We start from the raw sequence: 22665 nt of genomic DNA, 5'->3' as shown, positions 1-22665 counted from the left end.
CAAGACGAGGCTGTCGCGTGGCGAACATCAAGTCCCAGATCAAGCGCAACCGGCAGAACGAGAAGCGCCGGCTGCGTAACAAGTCGGTCAAGTCGTCGCTGAAGACCGCCATCCGCAAGTTCCACGAGGCTGCCGAGGCGGGCGACACCGAGAAGGCCTCCGTGCTCATGCAGGAGGCCACCCGGAAGCTGGACAAGGCCGCCAGCAAGGGTGTCATTCACGCCAACCAGGCGGCGAACCGGAAGTCGGCGATCGCCAAGCGCGTCGCCTCGTTCTCGGCCTGACAAGACCGTAGACCTGCTCGGAAGCCCTGGGGCCACCGCCCCAGGGCTTCCGGCTGTCCGCGTTTCTCCACCGGCGCGGGATCGGGCGCGCGCACGCGGTCCGGCTGGCATGGGCCGCGGCCCGGGCGGGCGCGGCTGGCTGGCGCGGCGCGACGGACTGGCGCGGCTGGTTGGCTGGCTGGCTGGCTGAACCGCATCGGTCGTGGCTGACAGACTGGCGCGGCTGACAGACTGGCGCGGCTGACAGACTGGCACGGCTGGGCGGAGCGAACGGCGGTCAGCGGAAGGGATCGGGCCAGGTGATCTCGGAGGCGGTCCGCCGGCCCCGCTCCTCGGGCCGGTCGAGCGGCGGCGCCGAACGCCCCGCCCGGTGGTAGGGAGCCGCCGAGCGGGTGGCACTGTCGCCGGTCAGGCTCAGGCCGCCGGACACCGCCCGGACCGTGGCCGGCACCCGGGCCCGCCCGACGACCGGCTCCATCTGCCGGCGGAAGCGGTCCCGCTCCTGGTCGGGCACCTGGGCCGCGGTGCGGATCACGATCTCGGCCACCACGTCGTTGAGCTTGACCATGACCGCCACGGCGGTCGGCAGCACCAGCACCGCCCACCAGCTCACCAACTCGGCGAGCGAGAGCAGCACGGCCAGCGCCACCGCGCCCTCGAAGAAGAGGAAGCAGAGCACCCCACCCGGGTTGACGAAGCGCAGGCCGAGCACCCGGGCGTAGAGGGGCCGGTAACGGTCCTCGTCCGTCGGCACGGTCGACCACGCTCGGGTCACCGGGCGCCGCCCTGCCGGGCCGCGGCCACCGAGAAGACGGCCCGCTCCAACGCGTACGCCCGGTCGTCGGCGCCGCCCTTGACGGCCGCGTTGCACTCGGCGGCGGCCCGCATCGCCGTGACCAGGCCCTCCGGCGTCCAGCCCCGACCCTGGCGTTGGGCCCGCTCGATCTTCCACGCCGGCATGCCCAGGCTGCTGGCGAGCTGGTAGGCGCTGCCCCGCCCGGCCGAGGCGACCCGGGCCACGGTCCGCACGCCGTCGGCGAGCGCGTCCGCGATGGGCACCGGATCGACCCCGACGTGCAGCGCCCAGCGCAGCGCCTCCAAGGCGCCGGGAACGTCACCGACCATCGTCGCGTCGGCCACGGTGAAGCCGGTCACCTCGACCCGGCCCCGGTAGTAGCGGGCGACCGTCTCGGCGTCGATCCGACCGTCGGTGTCGGCGACGAGCTGCGAGCAGGCGGCGGCCAGCTCACGCAGGTCGTTGCCGACGGCCGCGATCAGCGCCTCGGCCGCGTCCTCGGCACACTTCCCGCCATGGCGGCGGATCTCGTCCCGGACGAAGGCGACCCGCTCACGGTGCCCCTTGAGCTTGCCCGCCGGCACCACGGTCGCGCCCGCCGACCGCAGGCCGTCGGCGAACGCCTTGCCCTTGGCGCCGCCCAGGTGCAGCACCACGAGCTGCACGTCCGGGTCGGGATTCTTCGCGTACGCCAGCAGTGCGGCGGACAGGTCCTTGCGGGTGTCCTGGCCGGAGCGGAGCACCAGCACCCGGCGACCGCCGAACAGGGACGGGCTCAGCATCTCGTCGATCTCACCGACCGCCAGCGAGCCGGCCTGGCATTCCCGCACGTCCACGTCGGGGTCCACCGCGCGGGCCCGGGCGACCGCGTCGGAGACCGCGCGCGTGGCGAGCAGCTCCTCGTCGCCGAGGACGAGCAGAATGGGAGGCAGGCTGGCGGGGGTCACGTCGCACATACTCGCACGCCCTCGGGGCGGATCGTGCCTGCTCATCGCGGACTGTGACGGCCCAACCCGCACTCAACGCAAATCCAGACATTTGCCTTGATTCCTGACCTATAGCGCAGAATCTCGGCGCCTTCAGCGCGACCGCCCCGGCTCGGAGCCGCGCACCACCACCCGCCAGACCGGCGCCGACCCGGACGGCCTTGCAGCGGCGGCACCCCGGCGGGGGATGAGCACCGCTCGGCCCTGTCGCGTCCAGCAGCACCGCGCGCGCGGCCGGATCGACCAGCGCGCGTACCGACCGGGAAGCATCCCGGACCCTCAGCGACCAGGAGACCTCCGGTCCGGTCGTGGGCGTCGACACCGCACGCCTCGCCGGAGGTCTCGCCTGGTCTCAGGCCGGCACGCCGTCGACGAGGCCCATGGTCGCCACGACTAGCCGATGCAGATGGCGACGGCTCTGATGGTCTGGACCGTCGCGCCCCGGTTGCTGCCGCGCACCGCCCAGCCGTTGCCGGAGGCGAAGGAGTCGGTGATGAAGATGTCGAAGGCGGATGTCTGGCCGCCACCGCCGGTCACGATCGTGCCGGCCGGGCAGGTGACGGTGGCGACCCCGTTGGCTCCCGGCGACACCGACACCGAGGTGCCGGTCCGCTGGGACATCGGAGCCATCGCCACCTGCGACTTGGCGGCCGTGGTCGAGCCGGGGTCGGCGGCGGCAGTCAGGGGTACGGCCAGCAGGAGGCCGCCGGCCAGTGCCGCCCCCGCGCCGGCGAGGATCAAGTTCTTGTTCTTCATGGCTGGAGTTCCCATCGCTTGTCGAGACATGGTCACCCGTACGGTGGCCCCAGGTTGGCCCACCCGGGGGATCAAATCCATAGATGACCAGCTAAATTCCAGATAAGACAAATCTGTCGGTATTCATCAGGTTCGACCCACGGCGATATCCTCTGACCAGGGCGTTTGCCTCGCCTGGTTGTCAATGCTGTGTCGGGGGCCCGTGCCCGTCACAGCCAACCAGGACAGCGAAACTGCCACTCCGGCGGTTGGGGCTGCCAGCGACCGCGGCAGTGTGGCGGGCAGAGCTTCACCGCGACCGTCCGGGCCCGGTGCCACGCGCCACCACCGCCAGACCGGCTCCGACCCTCACGACGGCCACGTCCCCGTCGGTGTCGGTACGCATCACCCGCGCGCCGCCCCTGCTCAACCGCCCCAGTAGACCGGCGTTGGGATGCCCGTAGTCGTTGTCGACACCGACGCAGACCAGCGCGACCGCCGGGCGCACCGTGGCGAGAAAGTCCGGATCCTGGTAGGCGGACCCGTGATGCGCCACCTTCAGCACTTCCGCCCGGAACGCGCCGGCCGGCACCGTCTCCAGCAATGCCCGCTGCTCCTCGGTCTCGGCGTCCCCGGCCAGCAGGATCCGCACACCGGCCACCGTGGCGGTCAGCACCAGGGAATTGTTGTTCGGGTCGGAGCGGCTGCCGCGCAGCGGGTACGGCGGCCCGACCGCGACCACCTCCACCGCGCCGGCCCGCCAGCGCCAACCCGCCGACGCCGGGGCGAGCGACGCACCACCCCGACGGGCCGCCTCGCGCACCTGGGCCACCCCGTAGGGCGGATCGGACCAGGGCGGGCCCACCACCGCGCCGGCCCGGCGGCCCCGGAACACCCCGGCCACCCCGCCCACGTGGTCGGCGTGGAAGTGGCTGACCACCAGCAACGACACCTCGCGTACCCGAAGGCGGCGCAGGCAGGCGTCCACGCCGGACGGCTCCGGGCCGGCGTCGACCACCACGACCCGGCCGGGGGTGACCGGCAGCACCACGGCGTCGCCCTGGCCCACCGAGCACGCCACCACCACCCAGTCGCGCGGCGGCCACCCGGAGGCGAGCAACCGGATCGGCACCGCGCCCAGCACCACGGCGAGCGCCACGACCGCGACCAGCCGTCGGGCCCGACGGTGCCGGGTGGCGAGCAGCAGCGCCACGCTCACGGCGGTCAGCAGCAGGCCGCCGGTCACCCCGCCTGGCCAGGGCAGGTTCCCGGCCGGCAGCCCGGCCCCGTGGGTCGCCACCGCCACCAGCCAACGCGCCGGCCAGCTCGCCAGCCAGGCGAGGAACTCCGCGCCGGCCGGCCACACCGGCGACAGCACCGCGGCGAGCACACCCAGCACCGTGGCCGGCGCGACGGCGGGCACCACCAGCAGGTTCGCCGGCACCGCCACCAGGCTGACGGTCGCGGACAGCGCGGCGATCACCGGGCCGCAGGCGAGCTGCGCGGCGGCCGGCACCGCCAGCGCCTCCGCCAGCCCCGGCGGTACGCCCCGGTGACGCAGCGCGTCCCGCCAGCCCGACGCCAGCAACAGCAGCCCGCCGGTGGCGCAGACCGACAGCGCGAAGCCCGGGTCACCGGCCAGATCCGGGTCCAGCAGCACCAGCCCGGCGACCGCCGCGGCCAGGGCGGGCAGCGCGGCCCGGGGCCGGCCGGCGGCCAGCGCGGCGAGCCCGATCGCACCCATCGCCGCGGCCCGCACCACGCTCGGCGAGGGTCGCACCAGGATGACGAAGCCGACAAGCGCCAGCCCGCAGAGCGCCACGGCGGTACGCGGACCGGCGCGCGCCCAGCGGGCCAGCAGCAGCACCGCTCCCACCACGATGGCCACGTTGGACCCGGACACCGCGTTGAGGTGCGTCATCCCGGTGGCCCGGAAGTCCTCCTCCACCTCGGGCAGCAGCCGGCTGGTGTCGCCCACCACCAGGCCGGGCAGCAGCCCTCCCGGGGCGTCCGGCAACGGCTCGCAGGCCCGCTGCAACCCGGCCCGCAGCGCGCCGGCCGCCCGCTGCGGCCACGACGCGGCGCCGTGCCGGGTGGGCGGCCCGGTGGCCGAGAGCACCGCCGCGGTCAGGTCGCCGCCGCGCGGCGCGGCGAGCCGTCCCCGGGTGGTGACGCGCTGCCCCGGCAGCAGCCCCCGCCAGCCGGGGTCGGTGGCCAGCACCAGACCGCGCACCGGGCCGGTGACCTGACCGCCGTCGGCGCCGGTGAGGCGTACCAGATCGACCCGGACCAGCAGGGTGGCCGCGCGGCCGGGCGCGCCGCGCACCGGGCGGGGGTCGTCCCGGACCACCAGGTCGGCGGTGACCAGGGCGCGTTCGGCGACGAGCGTGCGGACCGGGGCGGCGTCGCGGACCGCGACCCGCGCCCCGGTGGCCGCCGCCCCGCAGAGCGCGCCGAGCAGGACGGTGACGGCGATCCAGCCGTACCGGCGGGCCGGGCCGACGGGGTGACCCAGCACGCCACCGAGGTGCAGGCCCGCGACCAGCGCGAGCGTGGCGGCGACGGCGGCCAGCCCGGCGGTCCACCGGACGGAGAGGTGCAGCCCGGCCAGCGCGGCGAGCCAGGCCGCCACCGCGAAACCGGCCAGTCGCAGGTCCGGCCCGGCCTCCCCACCGTCGGCGCTCACACCGTCACCAGTTCCTTGAGCTGCTCGTAGCGGGCGTCCCCGATGCCGTCGACCTGACGCAGGTCGGCCACGGACCGGAACCCGCCGTGCTGGTCCCGGTGGTCGAGGATCCGCTGGGCGAGCACCGGGCCGACGCCGGGCAGCGCGTCGAGCTGGGCCAGCGTGGCGGTGTTCAGGTTGACCGGCCCGGCCGCCGGACCACCGGGCGCACCGCCGCCGGCCGCCGGACCGGGGGCGGGCTGCCCGGGCGGGGCGGTGACGCCGACCAGGATCAGCTCACCGTCGGTGACCTTCCGGGCGGGGTTGAGCAGCGCCACGTCGATCCCGGGCAGTGCTCCCCCGGCCGCCGTCAGGGCGTCGGCCAGCCGGGCGCCGGCCGGGAGCCGGACCAGCCCGGGGCGGCGGACCTTGCCGGCGACCGTGACGACCACCTGGCCGGACGGACCCGCCGGGTCGGCCGCTTCGGTCGGCGCCCGCGTCGCCACCCCGGCCGGCGTCTCGCCGACCGACTCGACCGGCCGGACCGGTTCGGCGCTCGGCCGGGATCGCCACGCCCAGACGGCGGCCACCAGGACGACGATCGCGGCCACCACGGCCAGGACGCGGACGCCTCGCCGGCCCGGATCGAACGCGCCCGGCCCGGGCAGCCGGGACGTCAGCCCGGCCTCCGGGTCCGGGCTGTCCTCGTGGGGCCCGTCCGCATCGTCCGTCGTCGGTGTCCCCGACAGGGGCGCCGGGTGTCCGCGTCGCGGTTCGGGGCGGTCCGGCTCGGCGAACGGGTACGCCGGTGGCGACTCGGGCACCGCCGCTCGGACGGCCCGCGGAGCGCTGCCGGCGAGAGCCGGAACGGCAGCCCTGCCCGCCGCCGGCGTGAACAGCCGGGCGAGCCTCCGCTGTACCGTCGTCTCCTCGTCGTCTGACACGGCCGGGACGCTAGCGGCGACGCCGGGCCGAGAGCTGTCCCGCGTACCCTCGCCTGTGGACAACAGCGCGGTTGTGGACAACCACCCGATCATGCGGGCGATGTGCTGGCGATGACTGGTCTTCTCGCGTACCGCGACGCGAAGCAGCCCCGGCATCCATCAGGGATGCCGGGGCTGCGCTTGGCCTCTGGTCAGCCCATGGGGCCGATCTTCTTCGCCAGGTTGACGAAGCCCTGCCAGGATGCCGGGCCGATGGCCAGCGTTCCGCCGTCGCGGTCCTTTGTGTCTCGGACCAGGACGACGCCGGGCAGGTTGTCGGCGACCTCGACACACGAGCCACCGTTGTTGCCGCTCTTCGTGCTCTTGCGCCACCGCGCACCGGTCATGTCCATGATCCTGCCGCTTCTCTGATCAGGTCTGAGGACTGGTTTCGGGAGAGGGCTTCACCCCTGATGCGCTCCCACCTACGGCTGAGCGTAGCAACGGGCGCAGGCTGATTGACGATCTGCGCCGGTCCCTGGCTGTCGACGTGCGCGACGTGCTCGCCGCTGGGCAGCTCAGCGATGATGAAGCCGCCACCGAGACCTGGATACATGCCCACGTCCTTCGGCACGATGTGCACCTGCACCATGGGAAGGGCTGCGCAGCGGGCGAGGTGCTCGACCTGTTCGCACATCAGCTCACGGTCGCCATACGCCGACTGGTACAGCACTGCCTCGAAGATGACGGCGACGAACAAGGGTGGGCGCTCTCGACGCAGGATCGCTTGCCGCTCGATACGCGAGGCGACCAGATCGTTCACTTCCACCGAGGTCAGCGCCTCACCGGCAAGCGTCGCCCGTGCGTACGCCTCGGTCTGAAGTAGGCCAGGTATCCAACAGTGCTCGAACCACCGGACCGCTACCGCTTCCCGTTCCCAATCGACCCACTCACGTAGCCACTGGGGCTCACGTCTTTTGAGGACATCGGGCCATAGATCCGCAACGTCCCGACCAAGGAGTTTGGCCACCTGCGCGCGTCGGCGTGGTTGCGGCACACGTCCCGGGGAGATCCAACGCGCTGCCGTCTTCGGATCTACACCGGTTTGATCTGCAAGACTCTCGGCCGTCTCGCCAGCCTCAACCATCGCCGCCTGGAGTACGTGGTTCATCCCACCTCCCCGATGGACGTCCTGGATATCTCGGCACCATACATCAACGCTGTGTACTGATCCCGTAGCACTCGGCAGGGTGGTCGATGAGCGGCGCTACCCGGTGGAGGCCCGATGCCCGGCGGGAGCGCTGTCGGGGTCGCCCCTTGGGCGAGCAGCCAGGGGCGGCCCCTTCCCAGTGACGGAGGTGAACGCGTGCCGGGAAGCACGGGCTTGATCAGGGGTGGAGACGTCCTGCACCTGACCCGCTCCGCGAGCGTGCAGTTCGTTCGCCCGATCGTCGTCCGAGTCATCCGAGAGATGATCGACCGGCACTGCTACGACGGCTGGACCTGGATCGAGGCTTACGAGCTGAATGCCAGGGGCGAGGCGGTCGCCAAGCGGGAGCTATTCGTACAGCCGGCCGGACTCCGCTTGCTCGCCGCTACCCACTCCGGCAGCACCCACCAGCCGCAACAGGCCCGCGTGAAAGCGTCGGTGCCAACATGAGGAGCAGCGGCCGCCCGCACCTACCGTTGCAGAGTCCGTAACTCTCGACGACAGAGATGTGGGGCCGGGCGGCCAGAGAGGGCGCGAAGCGCGGTGGGTGGTCCGCGGTGGGTGGAACGTCATGGTTGCCAAAACGGGCCGGAGACAGCCCTGGCGTTCCAGTCACGGGCCGGGTGGGCTTGAGTGGAATGGCACGGGTGTCTTCGGCGCGCGCCGTCACTCACGGCCAGCACGGCCGGAGGAGCGCGCCGGTCAGCGTGCCTCCGGGTCCAGCCCGAGCGCGGCCCGACCGCCGTCGACCGGCAGCGTCACACCGTTGACGAACGAGGCCGCCTCCGACAGCAGGAACGCGACCACGTCGGCCACCTCCCCGGTACGCCCCATCCGGCCCACCGGGTGCAGCCGGGCCAGTTCCGACTCGACGTGCTCCACCCCGGCCCGGTCCAGCCCGGCCAGGTAGGCGGCGTGCCGTTCGGTGTGGATCGAGCCGAGCGCGACCGCGTTGGTGCGGATGCCGTGCCGGCCGTAGTCGACCGCGAGCGCCCGGGTCAGCCCCTCCACGGCGGCCTTCGCGGTGGCGTACGGCAGGGCGCCCGGCACCGCCCGGCGGGCCTGGTGGGAGGAGACGTTGACGATCGCGCCGCCGCTCCCGGCGGCCAGGAACCGGCGTACGGCGGTGCCGGCCCCCACCACGGCGGGGCGCAGATTGGCCGCGATCAGGTCGAACACCTCGGTCGCGGGCACCCGGTGCAGGTCGCCGTCGCGGAAGACCGCGGCGTTGTTCACCCAGCCGGCCAGCGGTGCGAACGCCTCGGCGCGGTCCGCGGCCCGGCCGGTGACCGCCTCGTCGGCGGCGTCCCCGGTGACGGCGTGCAGCCGGTCGGCGGCCGGATGCCCGGCCAGCCAGTCGAGCGCGCTGTCGTCCCGTTCGACCACGACCACCGCGCCACCGTCGGCGGTCAACCGTTCGACAACGGCCCGTCCGACCCCCCGCCCGCCTCCGGTGACGACGTACGACCGCGCGTTCATGCGATCAACCTGGTGCGGGCGACCGCGGCGCGCCCGGTGACCGCCCGCCACGGGAACCGTCACGGGCGGCGGTGGACGACCACGCAGGCCAGCCCGGGACCGGCGTGCGCGGCGACCACCGCGCCGGCCTCGGTGACGTACGTGTCGTGCAGCCGGTCCCCCAGCCGCTCGGTCAGCGCCGCCAGCAACGCCTCGGCGCGCTGCGGGGCGGCGAGGTGGTGCACCCCGAGGTCGACGTCGTGGTCGCCGGCCGCTTCGACGGCCAGGTCGACCAGGCGCGCCACGCCCCGGCTGGCGGTGCGGACCTTGTCCCGCACCACGATCGCGCCGGCCGGCATGTGCATGATCGGCTTGACCGAGAGCGCGGTGCCGAGCAGCGCCTCGGCCGCGTTGATCCGGCCACCCCGACGCATGAACTCCAGCGTGTCGACGTAGAAGAAGATGGTGGTCCGGTCGATCGCGTCCAGCGCCGCCGCGCGTACCCCGGTCAGGTCGGCGCCCCCGGCGGCGGCCGAGGCGGCGGCGAGCGCCGGGAAGCCGAGGCCCATGCCGGTGGAGCGGCTGTCCACCACCGCGACCCGGTCGTCGCCGACCTCGACGGCGGCGAGCCGGGCGGCGTCGACGGTGCCGGACAGCCCGGCGGAGAGGTGCACGGAGACCACGCCGTCCGCGCCGTCGGCGAGCAACGCGCGGTAGACCTGCGCGAACTGTTCCGGCGCGGGCCGGGAGGTGCTCACCGAGACGCGTCGGGCACCCAGCGCGCGGGTGGCGTCCGCCGGGAAGGTCTCGATGCCCTCCAGCCCTTCGGCGCCGTTGAGCACGACGGTCAGCGGGACGACGGTGAGCCGGTGCGCGCGGACCATCTCGGGGGGCAGGTAGGCGGTGGAGTCGGTGACGACCGCTACGGGCATGACCGGCACGCTAGCCGATGTCGCGGTGCCGCGCCGGGGCCGACCGGCTCAGACCGCGTCGGTGAGCGCCGGCTGGGTGATCAGCCCGACATTGTGCGCGCGCAGGTGCCAGCCGCGATCGTCGTCGTGGCGCAGCTCGGTCCAGTGGCAGTTGGCCAGCGAGCCGACGCTGCGCAGCACCACGTGGTCCCAGCCGAGCAGGTGGCCGATGCCCTGCCGGGCCCCGCCGCCGTGGGTGGTGACCACCACGGTGCCGCCGGTGGCCAGGTCGGCCGCGTCGCGGAATGCGGCGCCGAGCCGCCCGCCCAGGTCGTCGAGGCTCTCGATGCCGGCGCCGGGGTCGGGGTCGCCGGCCCGCCAGCGGGCGAACTCGTCGGGGAACCGCTCGGCGGCCTCGGCCAGGGCCAGGCCCTGCCATTGCCCGAAGTGCCGTTCCCGCAGCCGTGGGTCGGAACGGACCGGCAGCCCGGTCGACGCGGCCAGCGCGGCGGCGGTGTCGGCGGCGCGGCGCAGGTCGCTGGCGACGATGGCGTCCGGGCGCAGCGCGGCCAGCACCGACGCGGCGGCGCGGGCCTGCTCCCGGCCGAGGTCGTTGAGCGGCACGTCGGTCTGCCCCTGGACGCGGCTCTGCGCGTTCCAGTCGGTGTTGCCGTGCCGCCAGATGATCAGGCGGGTCATTCGGCGGTGGCGGTGCCGGCGGCCGAGTCGGCCAGGTCGCGGTCCACGAACGGGATCTGCGGGCAGTCCTTCCAGAGCCGGTCGAGCGCGTAGAACTCGCGCTCCTCGGTGTGCTGGACGTGCACCACGATGTCGACGTAGTCGAGCAGCACCCAGCGACCGCCCCGCTCACCCTCGCGGCGGACCGGCTTGGCCTTCTCCGGCAGCTCCAGCAGGCGCTCCTCGATGGCGTCGACGATGGCGAGGACCTGACGCTCGTTCGGAGCGGAGGCCACCAGGAACGCGTCGGTGATCGCGAGCTGGTCGCCCACGTCGATGATGACGATGTCCTGTGCCTTCTTGTCGGCCGCGGCCTGGGCAGCGGCCATCGCCAGCTCGTAGGCGCGTTCCGGAATGGTGGTCACCGTTCTCCTTCGATCAACCGTGCGACCCTCCAAGCCTCTCACACCGGGCGGCGTGACGACCTGTCAGTTCTGGCCGGTTATCGGCACGAACAGGGCGGTAACGGGCGAGATCATCGCTGGTAGAGGCGCCGTTTGGCGATGTACTGCACCACACCGTCCGGTACCAGGTACCAGACCGGCTCGCCCCGGGCGACCCGGGCGCGGCAGTCGGTCGAGGAGATGGCCATGGCGGGCACCTGCACCAGGCTGACCGAGTCGGCCGGAAGGTGCTTGTCGGTCAACTCGAAGCCGGGGCGGGTCACCCCGATGAAGTGGGCCAGCTCCAGGACGTCGTCCAGGTCCTTCCAGGAGAGGATGCGCTCCAGCGCGTCCGCGCCGGTGATGAAGAAGAGCTGCGCCTTCGGGCCGCACTCGGCGTGCAGGTCGCGCAGCGTGTCGACGGTGTAGGTGGGCCCGCCGCGGTCGATGTCGACGCGGCTCACCTGGAAGCGGGGGTTGGAGGCGGTCGCGATCACGGTCATCAGGTAGCGGTCCTCGGCCGGGCTGACCGGTTCGTCCGCCTTCTGCCACGGTTGCCCGGTCGGCACGAAGACCACCTCGTCCAGCCCGAACCGGTCGGCCACCTCGCTCGCCGCCACCAGGTGACCGTGGTGGATCGGGTCGAACGTGCCACCCATGATGCCGATCCGCCGGATGTCTTCCTCCACCCCGCGATCCTAGGCCGCGCCCCGGTGTCGGTCAGCCGGGGTCGCCGGCTCGCGCCGGGCGGGTGGTCGGCCGCCCGGCGCGAGGCGTCGGTCAGGCGCCCACGGCGGCCACCGCCGTCCGGGCCACCAGCGCGCGGCGCAGGTCGTCGTCCAGGTCGACGACCCGCCGGCGCAGCCCCGGCGTCAGGTCGTCGCGGGCCAGCAACGCCGCGGCCAGTTCCCGGGTGGACTGCGCCACGGCGTAGCGCGGGAACGCCACGGCCGCCACCCGGTCGGCCACCCACGCGGTACGCAGACGCGCGGTCGCCGGCATCTCGGCGAAGTAACGCTCGACGTAGCCGGCGGTCAGCTCCGCCTGCTCCGGCTGCCAGAACCCCTCGGCGGTGGCCTCCACCAACCGGTTCGACAGCTCGGTGTTACTGACGATGATCTCCCAGGCCGCCCGCTTGGCGTCGGCGTCCGGCAGGGCCGCCCGGCAGTCGGCCGCCCGCTCGGCGCCGGTGGCGCTGCGGTCGCCGGCCGACTCGGCGGCGATCTCCGCCTCGCCGGCGCCGCCCAGCACCACCAGCCGGTGCAGCAGCGCCCAGCGCAGGTCGGCGTCGACCGCCAGCCCCTCCGGCACGCCCGCGCCGGCCAGCCAGCCGCGGAGCAGGTCGGCATCAGTGGTGGCGCCGATCAGGCCCCGCACGGCGGCGAGCTGGAGCGAACCGCCGGCGGGGGCGCCGGCCAGCAGCGCCCGGCACGCCTCGGCGATCCGCAGCAGCGCCGCGTCCCGGGCCAGCGGCTCCAGGTAGCGGTCGACGAGGTTGCGGCTGAGCGCGAGCACGTCCTCCGCGATGATCACCTCGGTCTCGGCCGGCAGCGCGGCGGTGATCAGGGCGACCAGCTCGGCGACCGGCCGCTCGCCGTCGGTGGCGGCGTCCAGCGCCGCACCCCAGAGCAGCGCCCGGGCCAGCGGGTCGTCGAGCCCGGGGAGCAGCATCGGCACCGCGTCGGCGGAGGCCGCGTCGAGCCGGATCTTGGCGAACGTGAGGTCGCCCGCGTTGGGCAGCAGCAGGCCGGTGGCGGGCTGACCGACCAGCTCGGGCAGCGGCGTCCGGCCGCCGTCGGCGTCCGGGTCGAGGTCGACCTCGAACCGGCGCGTCGGGCCCTCGGCGGTGTGCTGGGCCACGCCGATGCGGTGCGGTCGCAGCACCGGATGGGTCGTCGGCGCGGTCTGCGTCACCGCCACCTCGCTCCACCGGCCGTCGGCGTCCACCGCAGTCTCCATCCGCAGCGTGTTGACCTGCGCCCGGCGCAGCCACCGCTCGGCCCAGCCACTGAGGTCCCGGCCGGCGGCCGAGGCGAGGCTGTCGAGCAGGTCGGCGAGGGTGGCGTTGCCGAACCGGTGCGTGGCGAAGTGCGCGTTCAGGCCGGCGAGGAACACGTCGTCACCGAGCCAGGCGACGAGCTGGCGCAGCACGCCGGCGCCCTTGGCGTACGAGATGCCGTCGAAGTTGAGCAGGCCCGCCGCGGCGTCGGCGACCTCCTCGGGCGCCACCGGGTGGGTGGAGGGGCGCTGGTCGGCGGCGTATCCCCACGCCTTGCGACGCATCGCGAAGGTGGTCCAGGCATGGTCGAAGCGGGTGGCCTCGGCGGTGACCCGGGTGCCGAGGTACTCCGCGAACGACTCGTTCAGCCACAGGTCGTCCCACCAGCGCATGGTGACCAGGTCGCCGAACCACATGTGCGCCATCTCGTGGGCGATCACGGTGGCCCGGTACTCACGCTGGCTGTCGGTGACCGCGGACCGGAAGACGTAGTCGTCGCGCAGCGTCACCAGGCCCGGGTTCTCCATCGCGCCGGCGTTGAACTCGGGCACGAACGCCTGGTCGTACTTGCCGAACGGGTAGCGCTCGGCGAAGAGCTGGTGGAAGCGGTCGAGGCACTGCCGGGTGACGGTGAGGATCTCGTCCGCGTCGGCGTCGAGGTGCGCCGCGAGCGAACGCCGGCAGTAGAACCCGAGCGGGATGCCGTCGTGCTCGGCGCGCAGCACGTGCCAGGGCCCGGCGACAAGCGAGACGAGGTAGGTGGCCAGCGGCGCGGTCGGGGCGAACTCCCACCGCCCCGGCGCCGGCCGGTCGGCGAGCTGCCCGTTCGCGGCCACCGTCCACTCCGGCGGCGCGGTGACCGCCAGCGTCACCGGCGCCTTCAGGTCGGGCTGGTCGAAGGCGGCGAAGATGCGCGGCCCGTCGTCCAGGAAGGACATCGCGTAGAGGTACGTCTCGCCGTCGGCCGGGTCGACGAAGCGGTGCAGCCCCTCGCCGGTGTTGGAGTAGGCCATCTCGGCCTCGACGGTGATCTCGTTAGCCTCGGCCAGCCCGGTGAGCGGCAGTCGCCCGTCGGTCAGCAGGGCCGGATCGAGGTGGCGGTCGTTGAGGCGGACCCGCAGGAGTCGGCGGGGCTTGACGTCGACGAACGTCTCGGTGCCGGGGATGGCCCGGAACCGGATGGTGGTGGTGGAGCGGAACCGCTCGGCGTCGCCGGTCACGTCGAGGTCCACCTGATAGGACTCGACGGTGATCGACGCGCCACGCGCGGTCGCCTCTACACGGGTCAGGCTCGGCATCCGCTTATCCTGCCCGATGAGGTCCGCACGGGCCTTCCCGTGACGCGTGGCGATGGAGGGAAAACGATGGGTCAACACCCCAAGGGCGATTTCGACCTTTCTCGGGCGGTTTGGCAGCGAGCGGAGGGCGACACGTCCGAGGGCGCGGTCGAGGTGGCTTTCGTCGACGATCTGATCGGGATGCGCAACTCGGCCGAGCCGGACGGCCCGGTCCTGGTCTTCACCCAGGCCGAGTGGGACGCGTTCGTGGCGGGCGCCCAGGACGGCGAGTTCGACCTGGACTGAGCCGCCCGGGTCAGTCACCGTCGCCCCAGCCGAGGCCGCCCGGCCCGGGCGCATGGTGGAAGCCGGGATGGCCGGCCACGTCGGCACACCGCTCGCCGTCGGGCCCGGCCGCCCCGCAGAACAGCCGCTCGGCCCGGTGCCAGGCGTCGGCCGGGGACAGCGCCGCCGCGCCGAGCGCCAGCTCCGGGCGGAGCAGGTCGAGCGCTTCCGCGTACGCGACGGCCAGCTCCCGCGCGACGGCGGGGTCGGCGGCCACGAAGCCGAGGTGCACGGTGAAGAACCCCGGCGGGCGGGCCCCGGCCCGCCGGGGCCCGCCGGTCAGTGGCTCCGCCCGGCCGCCGCCCCGCAGCCCGGCCGTCCCGTCGCGGTGATACCGCCGCGCCGCCCGGTTGTCGCGCATCCGTGCCTCCCCCGTCGCCGGTGACCGCCCGCCGGACGCCGGGCCCGGCGAGGGCCGGACCGGCCGCCGCCGGTCCGGGTACGAGCCAACCAGCTTTTCCGCGCCCCGGGAGGGGCCAGCGCCCGGGTGTACGGTCCGCCCTCCCCCGGGCGGGCGGATCTGCGGAAACGGAGGATTCGGCCGCGCCGGCCCGGGTAGGCAGCGCAGACCGCGCAGGGTCCAGGCAGCGCAGATCGCGCAGGGATCGCCGAGCCGGGTCAGGAGCAACCGAGATGAGCACCATGCCGAGTGACCGGAGCCCGGACAGCACGCTTGCCTACTTCCGGGAGGGCTACCGCTTCGTCGGCGCCCGCTGCGACCGGCTGGGCTCCGACGTCGTGCAGACCCGGCTGATGCTGGAGCCGACCATCTGCCTGCGCGGCCGGGAGGCCGCCGAGCTGTTCTACGACGAGGAGCGGTTCGTCCGGCGCGGCGCCACGCCGATGCGCGGCCAGCGCACGCTGACCGGGGTGGGTGGCGTCCAGGGCCTCGACGGGGCGGCGCACCGCGCCCGCAAGGCGATGTTCCTGTCGATGATGACGCCGGCCGCGGTCCGGCGGCTCGGGCAGCTCTTCGACGACGAGTGGCGGGCCCGGATCCCGGTCTGGGCGGAACACGGGCCGGTGGTGCTCTACGACGAGACGGGCCGGCTGCTGACCCGCGCGGTCTGGGCCTGGGCCGGGGTGCCGCTGGCCGAGGCCGACGTGCGCCGCCGCACCGCCGAGATGCACGCCATGATCGAGGGACCGGCGGTGCTGGGCCCGAAGCACTGGCGCGGCCTGCTCGGCCGCCGCCGGGCCGAACGCTGGGCCGGTGCGCTGGTCGAGCGGGTCCGCGCGGGCGCGCTGCCGGCGCCCGAGGGCAGCGCGCTGCGGATCGTCGCCGAGCACCGGGACGAACGCGGCCAGCCGCTGCCCCGCCGGATCGCCGCGGTGGAGCTGCTCAACGTGCTGCGCCCCACCGTCGCGGTGGACCGGTACGTGGTCTTCGCCGCGCTGGCGCTGCACGACCACCCGCACTGGCGCGACCGGGTACGCGGCGACGACGACGCGACCGAGCAGTTCGTGCAGGAGGTCCGCCGCTACTACCCGTTCTTCCCGCTGGCCGCCGCGCGGGTGCGCCGCTCGTTCGAGTGGCGGGGGTACGCGTTCCCGCAGGGCCGCCGGGTGCTGCTCGACCTGTACGGCACCAACCACCACCCGGAGCTGTGGCCGGAGCCGGAGCGGTTCCGCCCGGAGCGGTTCGCCGGTTGGCGGGACGACCCGTTCGGTCTGGTCCCGCAGGGCGGCGGCGACCACGACACGGGTCACCGCTGCGCCGGTGAGTGGATCACGATCGAGTTGATGAAGCGGGCGGTGGCCAACCTGACCGGCGCGATGAGCTACCGCGTCCCGCCGCAGGACCTGGCGCTCGACCTCACCCGGATGCCGACGCTGCCGCCCAGTGGGCTGGTCATCGACGGGGTGCGGCGAGCGGCCTGAGCGGCCCACCGCACCCGTCCACGGTCAGCCGGCCTGCGCTACCCGGGTCACGGCGGTCGAAACGGTTTCAGGGGCCGCATTCCGGGCAAGTCGCGGGACCCGACCCGACCGGAGGCGACGTGACCCGAGCGACCGTTCCACCGCTGCCGCACCCCGGCCGGTCCGTCGCGGCGTCCGCGCCGGACGGGCTCCCGATGGCGTACGTCCTGCCGCTGCGCGCCGCCGACGACCACGGTCTCGACGAGCTGACCGGCTACCTGCGCGAGCTGCGCCGCTGGGTGGACGTGGTGGTGGTCGACGGCTCGCCACCGGAGCTGTTCGCCCGGCACGCGGACGCCTGGCGGGGGCTGGTCCGGCACGTCCCGCCGGATCCCGCGCTGCGCGGGCGCAACGGCAAGGCGCTCGGGGTGCTCACCGGCGTCGCGCTGGCCCGGCACGAGCACGTGGTGATCGCCGACGACGACGTCCGGTACGACCTGTCGGCGTTGCGCGCGGTGCACGAGCTGCTCGACCGGGTGGACCTGGTCCGGCCGCAGAACCACTTCGCCCCGCTGCCCTGGCACGCCTGGTGGGACACCGGACGGACGCTGCTCGCCCGGGTGTTCGGCGGGGACTGGCCGGGCACGCTGGCGCTGCGCCGGAGCACCTTCCTGGCGATGGGCGGCTACGACCCGGACGTGCTCTTCGAGAACCTGGAGCTGGTGCGGACCGTCCGCGCGTACGGCGGCAGCACGGTCACCCCGGCCTGGCTGTACGTGCGGCGGCTGCCGCCCACCGCCGGGCACTTCCTCGGGCAGCGGGTGCGCCAGGCGTACGACGAGACGGCCCGGCCGGCGTGGCTGCTGGCCGCGCTGGCGGTGCTGCCGGCCACGGTGGTCGCGCTCGCCGCCCGCCGCCCGGGGCTGCTGGTGCGGGCCGGGCTGGTCACGGTCGCGGTGGCGGAGCTGGGCCGGCGACGGGCCGGCGGTGCCCGGGTCTTCCCGGCACACACCACGCTCGCGGCGCCCGCCTGGGTGCTGGAGCGCGGCGTGTGCGCCTGGCTGGCGGTGGGCCGGCGACTGCGCGGCGGGCTGCCGTACGCGGGCAGCCGCCTACGCACAGCGGCCCACAGCACCCGGTCCCTGCGGCGGCTTTCCCCGCACCACCCCGACGAGCTGACCCGCTGGGTCGCGACATGCGAAGGCGGGGGCCCTTGTTAACGCCTGAGCGATAGCAGGGGCCCCCGCTTAACAGATCGCGGTCAGGAGCGCGCCTGGTGGGCGCTCTCCCGTACGTCCTGGGCGGCGCTGCGGCCGTCGTCCTTGACCGCGTGCACGGCTTCCTGCGCGGTCGAGCGCACCGACTCGGCGGCGTGCTGGGCCGGCTCGCGCAGCTCGTCCCTCAGCTCGCCGGCGACCTCGCCCAGCTTCTCCTTGACCGCACCGCTGTGCTCGGTCGCCTTCTCCTTGACCTGCGCGGCGAGCGCCTGCTCGCGGCGGGTGGCCGGGATCAGCGAGGAGACCAGCATGCCGACGCCGAAGGCGATCACGCCGGCGGCGATCGGGTTGCCCTGGGACTTCTGCCGCACGACCTGCGGCGCCCGGTGCGCGGCGTCGCCCACCGTGGAGGCGGCGGAGTGCGCCTTGTCACTCACCGTGGAAGCGGCCGAGGACGCGTGGTCGCCCACCGAGTGGGCGGCGTGGCCGGTGCTGTGGCCGAGGTCGGAAGCGGTTCCCATCACCTTGTCCTTCACGTTCGTCAGCGCGCTGCGGACGCGCTGCTTGCGGTCGTCGACGATGCGGCTCGGGCTGACCTTGTACGCCAGGGCGTCCACGTCCGAGCTGAGGTTGTTGCGGGTGGCTTCGATCTCCCGGCGGATCTGGTCGGGATCGGTGCTCATCGGGTGACTCCCTCCGGGTGCGGCTTGAGTGCGTCCGGGATGCGCTGGACGCTGTCGTTGGTCTGCTTCAGGCCACGGATCTGCTCGGCGTTCTTCTTGGCCTTCGAGTAGAGGACCGCCGCGATCGCGGCCCACACCACCGCCACGATGAGCGCGGCCAGGCCGGAGTCCATGACGTTGTCGAGGAACTGCCACACCGCGACGGAGACGAAGAGCGCCACCATGTAGCCGCCGAAGCCGGCACCGCCGTAGAGACCGGCGGCCTTGCCCGCCTTCTTGCCCTCCTGGCGGATCTCGGCCTTGGCCAGCTCGACCTCCTGCCGCATCAGCGTGGAGAGGTCGCCGGTGACCTGGCTCATCAACTGCCCGATCGAGCTGCCCCGCACCTCGTCGGCGTGGGGCGGGGCGCCCGCCGGCTGGTAGCCGGGGTCCTGCGTCGGCACGGTCATGCCGTGGTCTCCCTTCTGCCGGTCCGGCCGCTCACGGGCGCGGAGCGCCGGTCGACGGCACGCCCGGCAGCGGGTCGGTCTGGCTCGGCGGCGGCAGCGGCTGGCCGGTGCCGCCGGCCGGGTCGGCCCAGGTGTTCGGGGCGCCGCCGCCCGGGTAGGTCGCGCCCGGCGCGGAGTAGCCCGGGTCCGGCTCGGCGTAGGTGCCCGGCGTCGGGTCGAGGTAGCCACCAGCCGGCTGGGTCGGCACGGCTGGCGTGGTCGGGATGACCGCGGTCCGGTCCGGGTCGTAGGCCGGCCGGACGCCGCTGTCGTCGTTGCCCACCGCGGCGATGTTCCGGGTCAGCCGGCCGGCGACCACGCCCAGCAGGGCGGCGCCGACCAGGAACGTGCCCGGGTTACGGCGGGCGTAGCTCTTCACCTCGTTGAGCAGGTCGCCCGGCTCGCGCTGCTCCAGCCAGCCGGCCACGCCGTGCACGCGCTCGGCCGCCTGGTGGGCCAGCTCGGTGACCGGCCCGGAGCCGCCACCCTGCTGCGCCATCGACCGCATCTCGTCGGCCAGCGACCGCAGGCCGCTGGCGGCCCGCTGCTGCTGCTGACCGGCCTGCGTGGTGACCTGGTTGCGGGTCTCGCCGTAGAGGTCGCGGGCCTGCCGCTTGGCCTCGCCCACCACCTCCCGACCCTGCTCCTTGGCGGTCTGGGCGACCGCGCCGCCCGCGCTTGCGGCGTCGGAGCCGACCTGACGGGCCTGATCGCGTACGCCGCCGCCGTTCGTCGACTCGTACGTGGCGGACGTGGGGGAAAGATTCTGAGTCATGGTGTCCCTTCCGCTCGTGCGTTCCCAGCGGGTTGTGTTCGGGGGGATCACGCGAATACTTTCCGCGTGACAATTTCCCTACCCCTGAGCTCCGGGTCCATGCCTGATTCGTCATTTCTCTGTGTGGGCGACCCGTCCCGATCACAGAATGGGGAGTCCGGCCCGACCGGGTGGGGCGCCACGGGGGGTGACAGCGATGGCACGCGACGTACGGGAAGCGCCGCCGGCCCGGCCGGCCGTGCAGAAGGTCGCGCTCGCGGTCGCGGCCGTCTTCGTGCTGATCGGTGTGCTCGGCTTCGTCCCCGGCGTCACCACCCACTACGGCGAACTGGCGTTCGCCGGGCACCACTCGGGGGCGAAGCTGCTCGGGGTGTTCCAGGTGTCGGTGCTGCACAACCTGGTGCACCTGCTGTTCGGGCTGGTCGGGCTGCTGGCCGCGCGGCGGCTGGCCGGCGCGCGGGTGTTCCTGGCCGGCGGCGGCGCGCTCTACCTGGTCCTCTGGCTGTACGGCTTCGCCATCGACCGGGAGAGCGCGGCGAACTTCGTACCGGTCAACGACGCCGACAACTGGCTGCACCTGTTCCTCGGCTTCGGCATGCTCGCCGCGGGCCTGCTGCTGAACAACGAGGTGGGTGCCGGCGGCCGGCCGGACATCCCGATCGACCGGCCCTGACCAGGGACGACACGCCGGCCTGCGTTCACCCCGGGGTGGCCGGGGGCAGGAGCCCCGGTACGGACGGTGAACGGGGCGGGACGAGGAGGTCCGGCTATGTCACGGTTTTGCGGGGCAACGCGCTCCCGGTCGCCATGCTCGGCGCGTTCCACGCCAGCCCCGAGTCCCAGCCGTGACCGCCCCGCACGCGCAGACGAGCGCCTGAGCGGTGTGTGAGAAGGGGCCCCTTCTCGACGCCAGGCGTTGAGAAGGGGCCCCTCCTTACGCCGCCACGGGGAGGTGTTTGGCGAAGCAGACGCTGTGGGGGTTGTCGACGTACTCGCCGTAGACCGGGATCGGCTGGTAGCCGCTGGAGCGGTAGAGCGCGATGGCGGCCGGCAGGTAGACACCGGTCTCCAGGCACACCGTCCGGTGCCCCTGCCGGAAAGCCAGTTCCTCAAGCGCGAGCAGCAACTGCCGGGCGATGCCGCGCCCCCGGTACGCCGGCCGGACGTACATCCGCTTCAGCTCGCCGGTGTCGGCGTCGAGCGCCTGGAGACCGCCGCAGCCGACCGCCCGGCCGCCGACCACGGCCGCCAGATAACGGATGTCGGAGTGGGTGACGGTGACCTGCCCGTCCAGCCCGCCGTCGGCGTCCCGCAGCTCACGCTGCTGGGCCACGACGAGCGCGGCGACCTCCGGATCGGTGGCGGGCCGGCATTCGATCAGCATCCCGTCACGGTAGGTCGGCCGGATTTCACGGAGGTTTCCGGTCAACGTCCGCAACACGGACGCGACCGAACTAATCGTCGTCCGTGTCCTCCGCCGTCGGACCCGCCTCGATCTCGTCCTCCGGGCGCTGCCGGCGGGCCTTGCGGGCCTCCAGCCGGTCCGCGGCCGAGGGGCGTGTCGACTTGTCCTCCAACCGCACGTCGGTGCCCCGGTTGCCGGGCGTGAAGTCGACGCCCGCGTAGAGCGTCGGCTGCCAGTCGAACTCGCGCTCGCCGATCCGCACCAGGTCGCCGGCCTGCGCGCCGGCCTTGGCCAACTTCTCCTCGACGCCCAGCCGGGCCAGCCGGTCGGCCAGGAAGCCCACCGCCTCGTCGTTGTCGAAGTTGGTCTGCTTCACCCAGCGTTCCGGCCGGCTGCCCCGGACGGTGTAGGAGCCGTCCGCCTCGGCCTCGATGGTGAAACCGGCGTCGTCGACCGCCTTCGGGCGGAGCACGACCCGGGTCGGCTCGACGTCCGGAACGGCGCGGCGGCCCTCGTCGACCACCTGGGCCATCGCGTACGTCAGCTCGCGCAGGCCCTCGCGGGTGGCGCTGGAGACGTCGAAGACGCGGAAGCCACGGGCCTCCAGGTCGGGCCGGACGATGTCGGCGAGGTCCTTCCCGTCCGGCACGTCGACCTTGTTCAGCGCGACCAGCCGGGGCCGGTCGGCCAGCCCGCCGTACTGGGCCAGCTCCGACTCGATGGCGTCGATGTCGGCGAGCGGGTCGCGGCCCGGCTCCAGCGTCGCGGTGTCGACCACGTGCACCAGCACGGCACACCGCTCGACGTGGCGAAGGAACTCCAGGCCCAGCCCCTTGCCGGTGGCGGCGCCCGGGATCAGGCCCGGCACGTCCGCGACGGTGAAGGTGTGGTTGTCCACCCGGACCACGCCCAGGTTGGGCACCAGCGTGGTGAACGGGTAGTCGGCGATCTTCGGCTTCGCGGCCGAGATCACCGAGATCAGCGAGGACTTGCCGGCGGACGGGAACCCGACCAGGCCGACGTCGGCGACGCTCTTCAGCTCCAGCACCACGTCGAGCTTGTCGCCGGGCTCACCCAGCTCGGCGAAGCCGGGCGCCTTGCGGCGGGCGTTGGCCAGCGAGGCGTTGCCCCGACCGCCCCGGCCACCGCGGGCCGCCTCGAAGGTGGTGCCCATCCCGACCAGGTCGGCCAGCACCTCGCCGTCCAGGGTCTGGACCACGGTGCCGTTCGGCACCTTGATCACCAGATCGCGGCCGTTGGCGCCGTCCCGGTTCGAGCCGGCCCCGCCCTTGCCGTTCTCGGCCTTCAGGTGCGGCCGGAAGTGGAAGTCGAGCAGCGTGGTGACCTGCGGGTCGACCACCAGCGACACGCTGCCGCCATGGCCGCCGTTACCGCCGTCCGGGCCACCGAAGGGCTTGAACTTCTCCCGGTGGATCGAGACACAGCCGTGCCCGCCGTCGCCGGCCTGCATGTGCAGGACGACCCGGTCAACGAACGTCGTCACGACGCCAATCCTTCCAGCGGGGT

25 protein-coding genes are annotated in these 22665 nt (G+C 73.8%); 6 read left to right on the top strand and 19 right to left on the bottom strand.

Features of this window, described 5'->3' with window-relative positions:
- The first annotated feature begins 17 nt into the window (after positions 1 to 17).
- Positions 18 to 284 (top strand): 30S ribosomal protein S20, encoded by a 267-nt coding sequence (rpsT, locus tag ACLQ2W_RS18255; RefSeq protein ID WP_405090828.1) that lies wholly within the window; start codon positions 18 to 20, stop codon positions 282 to 284.
- Positions 285 to 561: 277 nt separating this feature from the next.
- Here rpsT and ACLQ2W_RS18250 read toward each other — a convergent pair whose 3' ends face one another.
- The 7 genes from ACLQ2W_RS18250 to ACLQ2W_RS18220 form a co-directional block, all read right to left on the bottom strand.
- Positions 562 to 1059 carry a hypothetical protein gene (locus ACLQ2W_RS18250; RefSeq protein ID WP_425787479.1) on the bottom strand — a complete coding sequence of 166 codons (498 nt, stop codon included), beginning with the start codon at positions 1057 to 1059 and terminating at the stop codon, positions 562 to 564.
- Entirely contained in the window at positions 1056 to 2036 is a 981-nt protein-coding gene (holA, locus tag ACLQ2W_RS18245; RefSeq protein ID WP_425787478.1) for a DNA polymerase III subunit delta, read from the bottom strand. Before holA ends, ACLQ2W_RS18250 begins: the two co-directional genes overlap by 4 nt.
- 423 nt (positions 2037 to 2459) lie before the next feature.
- Positions 2460 to 2822, bottom strand: a complete 363-nt coding sequence (locus ACLQ2W_RS18240) for a hypothetical protein (protein WP_425787477.1) — start codon at positions 2820 to 2822, stop codon at positions 2460 to 2462.
- 289 nt (positions 2823 to 3111) lie between these two features.
- Complete coding sequence (locus ACLQ2W_RS18235) at positions 3112 to 5487, bottom strand: ComEC/Rec2 family competence protein (RefSeq protein ID WP_425787476.1); 2376 nt, start codon at positions 5485 to 5487, stop codon at positions 3112 to 3114.
- Positions 5484 to 6410, bottom strand: coding sequence for a helix-hairpin-helix domain-containing protein (locus ACLQ2W_RS18230; RefSeq protein WP_425787475.1), 927 nt, complete (start codon positions 6408 to 6410; stop codon positions 5484 to 5486). Before ACLQ2W_RS18230 ends, ACLQ2W_RS18235 begins: the two co-directional genes overlap by 4 nt.
- Before the next feature lie 191 nt (positions 6411 to 6601).
- Entirely contained in the window at positions 6602 to 6796 is a 195-nt protein-coding gene (locus ACLQ2W_RS18225; RefSeq protein WP_425787474.1) for a DUF397 domain-containing protein, read from the bottom strand.
- Positions 6793 to 7560: a Scr1 family TA system antitoxin-like transcriptional regulator gene (locus ACLQ2W_RS18220; RefSeq protein WP_425787473.1), complete on the bottom strand. Its 768-nt coding sequence runs from the start codon at positions 7558 to 7560 to the stop codon at positions 6793 to 6795. The genes ACLQ2W_RS18225 and ACLQ2W_RS18220 overlap by 4 nt, the downstream gene beginning before the upstream one ends.
- Positions 7561 to 7755: 195 nt before the next feature.
- Between ACLQ2W_RS18220 and ACLQ2W_RS18215 the strand changes: the two genes are divergently transcribed.
- Positions 7756 to 8049, top strand: coding sequence for a hypothetical protein (locus ACLQ2W_RS18215; RefSeq protein ID WP_425787472.1), 294 nt, complete (start codon positions 7756 to 7758; stop codon positions 8047 to 8049).
- 252 nt (positions 8050 to 8301) lie between these two features.
- On the opposite strand, the gene ACLQ2W_RS18210 is transcribed toward ACLQ2W_RS18215, so the two are convergent.
- From ACLQ2W_RS18210 to pepN, 6 genes are all read right to left on the bottom strand, one after another.
- The gene (locus ACLQ2W_RS18210; RefSeq protein WP_425787471.1) at positions 8302 to 9078 is read right to left on the bottom strand and encodes an SDR family NAD(P)-dependent oxidoreductase; all 777 of its coding nucleotides are present in this window, start codon (positions 9076 to 9078) and stop codon (positions 8302 to 8304) included.
- 59 nt (positions 9079 to 9137) lie between these two features.
- The gene (locus ACLQ2W_RS18205) at positions 9138 to 9989 is read right to left on the bottom strand and encodes a DegV family protein (RefSeq protein WP_425787470.1); all 852 of its coding nucleotides are present in this window, start codon (positions 9987 to 9989) and stop codon (positions 9138 to 9140) included.
- Positions 9990 to 10037: 48 nt separating this feature from the next.
- Positions 10038 to 10667, bottom strand: coding sequence for a histidine phosphatase family protein (locus tag ACLQ2W_RS18200; RefSeq protein WP_425787469.1), 630 nt, complete (start codon positions 10665 to 10667; stop codon positions 10038 to 10040).
- Positions 10664 to 11035 carry a ribosome silencing factor gene (gene rsfS, locus ACLQ2W_RS18195; RefSeq protein WP_107155880.1) on the bottom strand — a complete coding sequence of 124 codons (372 nt, stop codon included), beginning with the start codon at positions 11033 to 11035 and terminating at the stop codon, positions 10664 to 10666. Before rsfS ends, ACLQ2W_RS18200 begins: the two co-directional genes overlap by 4 nt.
- Positions 11036 to 11181: 146 nt before the next feature.
- Positions 11182 to 11778, bottom strand: coding sequence for a nicotinate-nucleotide adenylyltransferase (nadD, locus tag ACLQ2W_RS18190; protein WP_425787468.1), 597 nt, complete (start codon positions 11776 to 11778; stop codon positions 11182 to 11184).
- A 91-nt stretch (positions 11779 to 11869) separates the two neighbouring features.
- Positions 11870 to 14386, bottom strand: coding sequence for an aminopeptidase N (pepN, locus tag ACLQ2W_RS18185; protein WP_425787467.1), 2517 nt, complete (start codon positions 14384 to 14386; stop codon positions 11870 to 11872).
- A 66-nt stretch (positions 14387 to 14452) separates the two neighbouring features.
- Here pepN and ACLQ2W_RS18180 point away from each other — a divergent pair, with 66 nt between their 5' ends.
- Entirely contained in the window at positions 14453 to 14671 is a 219-nt protein-coding gene (locus ACLQ2W_RS18180) for a DUF397 domain-containing protein (protein ID WP_013287999.1), read from the top strand.
- A 10-nt stretch (positions 14672 to 14681) separates the two neighbouring features.
- Here the strand turns inward: ACLQ2W_RS18180 and ACLQ2W_RS18175 are convergent, their stop codons facing one another.
- The gene (locus ACLQ2W_RS18175) at positions 14682 to 15071 is read right to left on the bottom strand and encodes a hypothetical protein (RefSeq protein ID WP_425787466.1); all 390 of its coding nucleotides are present in this window, start codon (positions 15069 to 15071) and stop codon (positions 14682 to 14684) included.
- A gap of 272 nt (positions 15072 to 15343) precedes the next feature.
- On the opposite strand from ACLQ2W_RS18175, the gene ACLQ2W_RS18170 reads away from it, so the two are divergent.
- Together ACLQ2W_RS18170 and ACLQ2W_RS18165 are read left to right on the top strand one after the other, a co-directional pair.
- On the top strand, positions 15344 to 16591 hold the full coding sequence (locus tag ACLQ2W_RS18170) for a cytochrome P450 (RefSeq protein ID WP_425787465.1): 1248 nt from the start codon (positions 15344 to 15346) through the stop codon (positions 16589 to 16591).
- 119 nt (positions 16592 to 16710) lie between these two features.
- Positions 16711 to 17790, top strand: a complete 1080-nt coding sequence (locus ACLQ2W_RS18165) for a glycosyltransferase (RefSeq protein WP_425787464.1) — start codon at positions 16711 to 16713, stop codon at positions 17788 to 17790.
- A gap of 41 nt (positions 17791 to 17831) precedes the next feature.
- Here the strand turns inward: ACLQ2W_RS18165 and ACLQ2W_RS18160 are convergent, their stop codons facing one another.
- Genes ACLQ2W_RS18160 through ACLQ2W_RS18150 form a run of 3 tightly spaced genes read right to left on the bottom strand, consistent with a single transcriptional unit; the run spans position 17832 to position 19733 of the window.
- Positions 17832 to 18470 carry a DUF3618 domain-containing protein gene (locus tag ACLQ2W_RS18160; RefSeq protein ID WP_405090841.1) on the bottom strand — a complete coding sequence of 213 codons (639 nt, stop codon included), beginning with the start codon at positions 18468 to 18470 and terminating at the stop codon, positions 17832 to 17834.
- Positions 18467 to 18919, bottom strand: coding sequence for a phage holin family protein (locus ACLQ2W_RS18155; RefSeq protein WP_405090842.1), 453 nt, complete (start codon positions 18917 to 18919; stop codon positions 18467 to 18469). Before ACLQ2W_RS18155 ends, ACLQ2W_RS18160 begins: the two co-directional genes overlap by 4 nt.
- Before the next feature lie 31 nt (positions 18920 to 18950).
- The gene (locus ACLQ2W_RS18150) at positions 18951 to 19733 is read right to left on the bottom strand and encodes a hypothetical protein (protein ID WP_425787463.1); all 783 of its coding nucleotides are present in this window, start codon (positions 19731 to 19733) and stop codon (positions 18951 to 18953) included.
- Between the two features lie 196 nt (positions 19734 to 19929).
- Here ACLQ2W_RS18150 and ACLQ2W_RS18145 point away from each other — a divergent pair, with 196 nt between their 5' ends.
- On the top strand, positions 19930 to 20406 hold the full coding sequence (locus ACLQ2W_RS18145) for a DUF4383 domain-containing protein (protein WP_405090844.1): 477 nt from the start codon (positions 19930 to 19932) through the stop codon (positions 20404 to 20406).
- A gap of 261 nt (positions 20407 to 20667) precedes the next feature.
- Here ACLQ2W_RS18145 and ACLQ2W_RS18140 read toward each other — a convergent pair whose 3' ends face one another.
- Both ACLQ2W_RS18140 and obgE read right to left on the bottom strand, forming a co-directional pair.
- Positions 20668 to 21117 (bottom strand): GNAT family N-acetyltransferase, encoded by a 450-nt coding sequence (locus ACLQ2W_RS18140; RefSeq protein WP_425787462.1) that lies wholly within the window; start codon positions 21115 to 21117, stop codon positions 20668 to 20670.
- Between the two features lie 70 nt (positions 21118 to 21187).
- Positions 21188 to 22642, bottom strand: coding sequence for a GTPase ObgE (obgE, locus tag ACLQ2W_RS18135; protein ID WP_425787461.1), 1455 nt, complete (start codon positions 22640 to 22642; stop codon positions 21188 to 21190).
- Positions 22643 to 22665: the final 23 nt, after the last annotated feature.

The organism is Micromonospora sp. DT227 (genome assembly GCF_049841835.1).
In the GTDB taxonomy this organism is placed as follows: domain Bacteria; phylum Actinomycetota; class Actinomycetes; order Mycobacteriales; family Micromonosporaceae; genus Micromonospora.
This window is presented reverse-complemented; position numbering and strand designations above follow the sequence as displayed.

Excerpts from the sequence above, each read along its gene's own strand:
- ACLQ2W_RS18180 (WP_013287999.1), top strand. The coding sequence starts at position 14,453 with ATGGGTCAACACCCCAAGGGCGATTTCGACCTTTCTCGGGCGGTTTGG.
- ACLQ2W_RS18220 (WP_425787473.1), bottom strand. The coding sequence starts at position 7,560 with ATGAACCACGTACTCCAGGCGGCGATGGTTGAGGCTGGCGAGACGGCC.
- ACLQ2W_RS18145 (WP_405090844.1), top strand. The coding sequence starts at position 19,930 with ATGGCACGCGACGTACGGGAAGCGCCGCCGGCCCGGCCGGCCGTGCAG.
- ACLQ2W_RS18150 (WP_425787463.1), bottom strand. The coding sequence starts at position 19,733 with ATGACTCAGAATCTTTCCCCCACGTCCGCCACGTACGAGTCGACGAAC.
- ACLQ2W_RS18205 (WP_425787470.1), bottom strand. The coding sequence starts at position 9,989 with ATGCCCGTAGCGGTCGTCACCGACTCCACCGCCTACCTGCCCCCCGAG.
- pepN (WP_425787467.1), bottom strand. The coding sequence starts at position 14,386 with ATGCCGAGCCTGACCCGTGTAGAGGCGACCGCGCGTGGCGCGTCGATC.
- ACLQ2W_RS18155 (WP_405090842.1), bottom strand. The coding sequence starts at position 18,919 with ATGACCGTGCCGACGCAGGACCCCGGCTACCAGCCGGCGGGCGCCCCG.
- ACLQ2W_RS18225 (WP_425787474.1), bottom strand. The coding sequence starts at position 6,796 with ATGACCGGTGCGCGGTGGCGCAAGAGCACGAAGAGCGGCAACAACGGT.
- ACLQ2W_RS18200 (WP_425787469.1), bottom strand. The coding sequence starts at position 10,667 with ATGACCCGCCTGATCATCTGGCGGCACGGCAACACCGACTGGAACGCG.
- rsfS (WP_107155880.1), bottom strand. The coding sequence starts at position 11,035 with ATGGCCGCTGCCCAGGCCGCGGCCGACAAGAAGGCACAGGACATCGTC.
- ACLQ2W_RS18140 (WP_425787462.1), bottom strand. The coding sequence starts at position 21,117 with ATGCTGATCGAATGCCGGCCCGCCACCGATCCGGAGGTCGCCGCGCTC.
- holA (WP_425787478.1), bottom strand. The coding sequence starts at position 2,036 with ATGTGCGACGTGACCCCCGCCAGCCTGCCTCCCATTCTGCTCGTCCTC.
- ACLQ2W_RS18240 (WP_425787477.1), bottom strand. The coding sequence starts at position 2,822 with ATGAAGAACAAGAACTTGATCCTCGCCGGCGCGGGGGCGGCACTGGCC.
- ACLQ2W_RS18170 (WP_425787465.1), top strand. The coding sequence starts at position 15,344 with ATGAGCACCATGCCGAGTGACCGGAGCCCGGACAGCACGCTTGCCTAC.
- ACLQ2W_RS18175 (WP_425787466.1), bottom strand. The coding sequence starts at position 15,071 with ATGCGCGACAACCGGGCGGCGCGGCGGTATCACCGCGACGGGACGGCC.
- ACLQ2W_RS18210 (WP_425787471.1), bottom strand. The coding sequence starts at position 9,078 with ATGAACGCGCGGTCGTACGTCGTCACCGGAGGCGGGCGGGGGGTCGGA.
- ACLQ2W_RS18160 (WP_405090841.1), bottom strand. The coding sequence starts at position 18,470 with ATGAGCACCGATCCCGACCAGATCCGCCGGGAGATCGAAGCCACCCGC.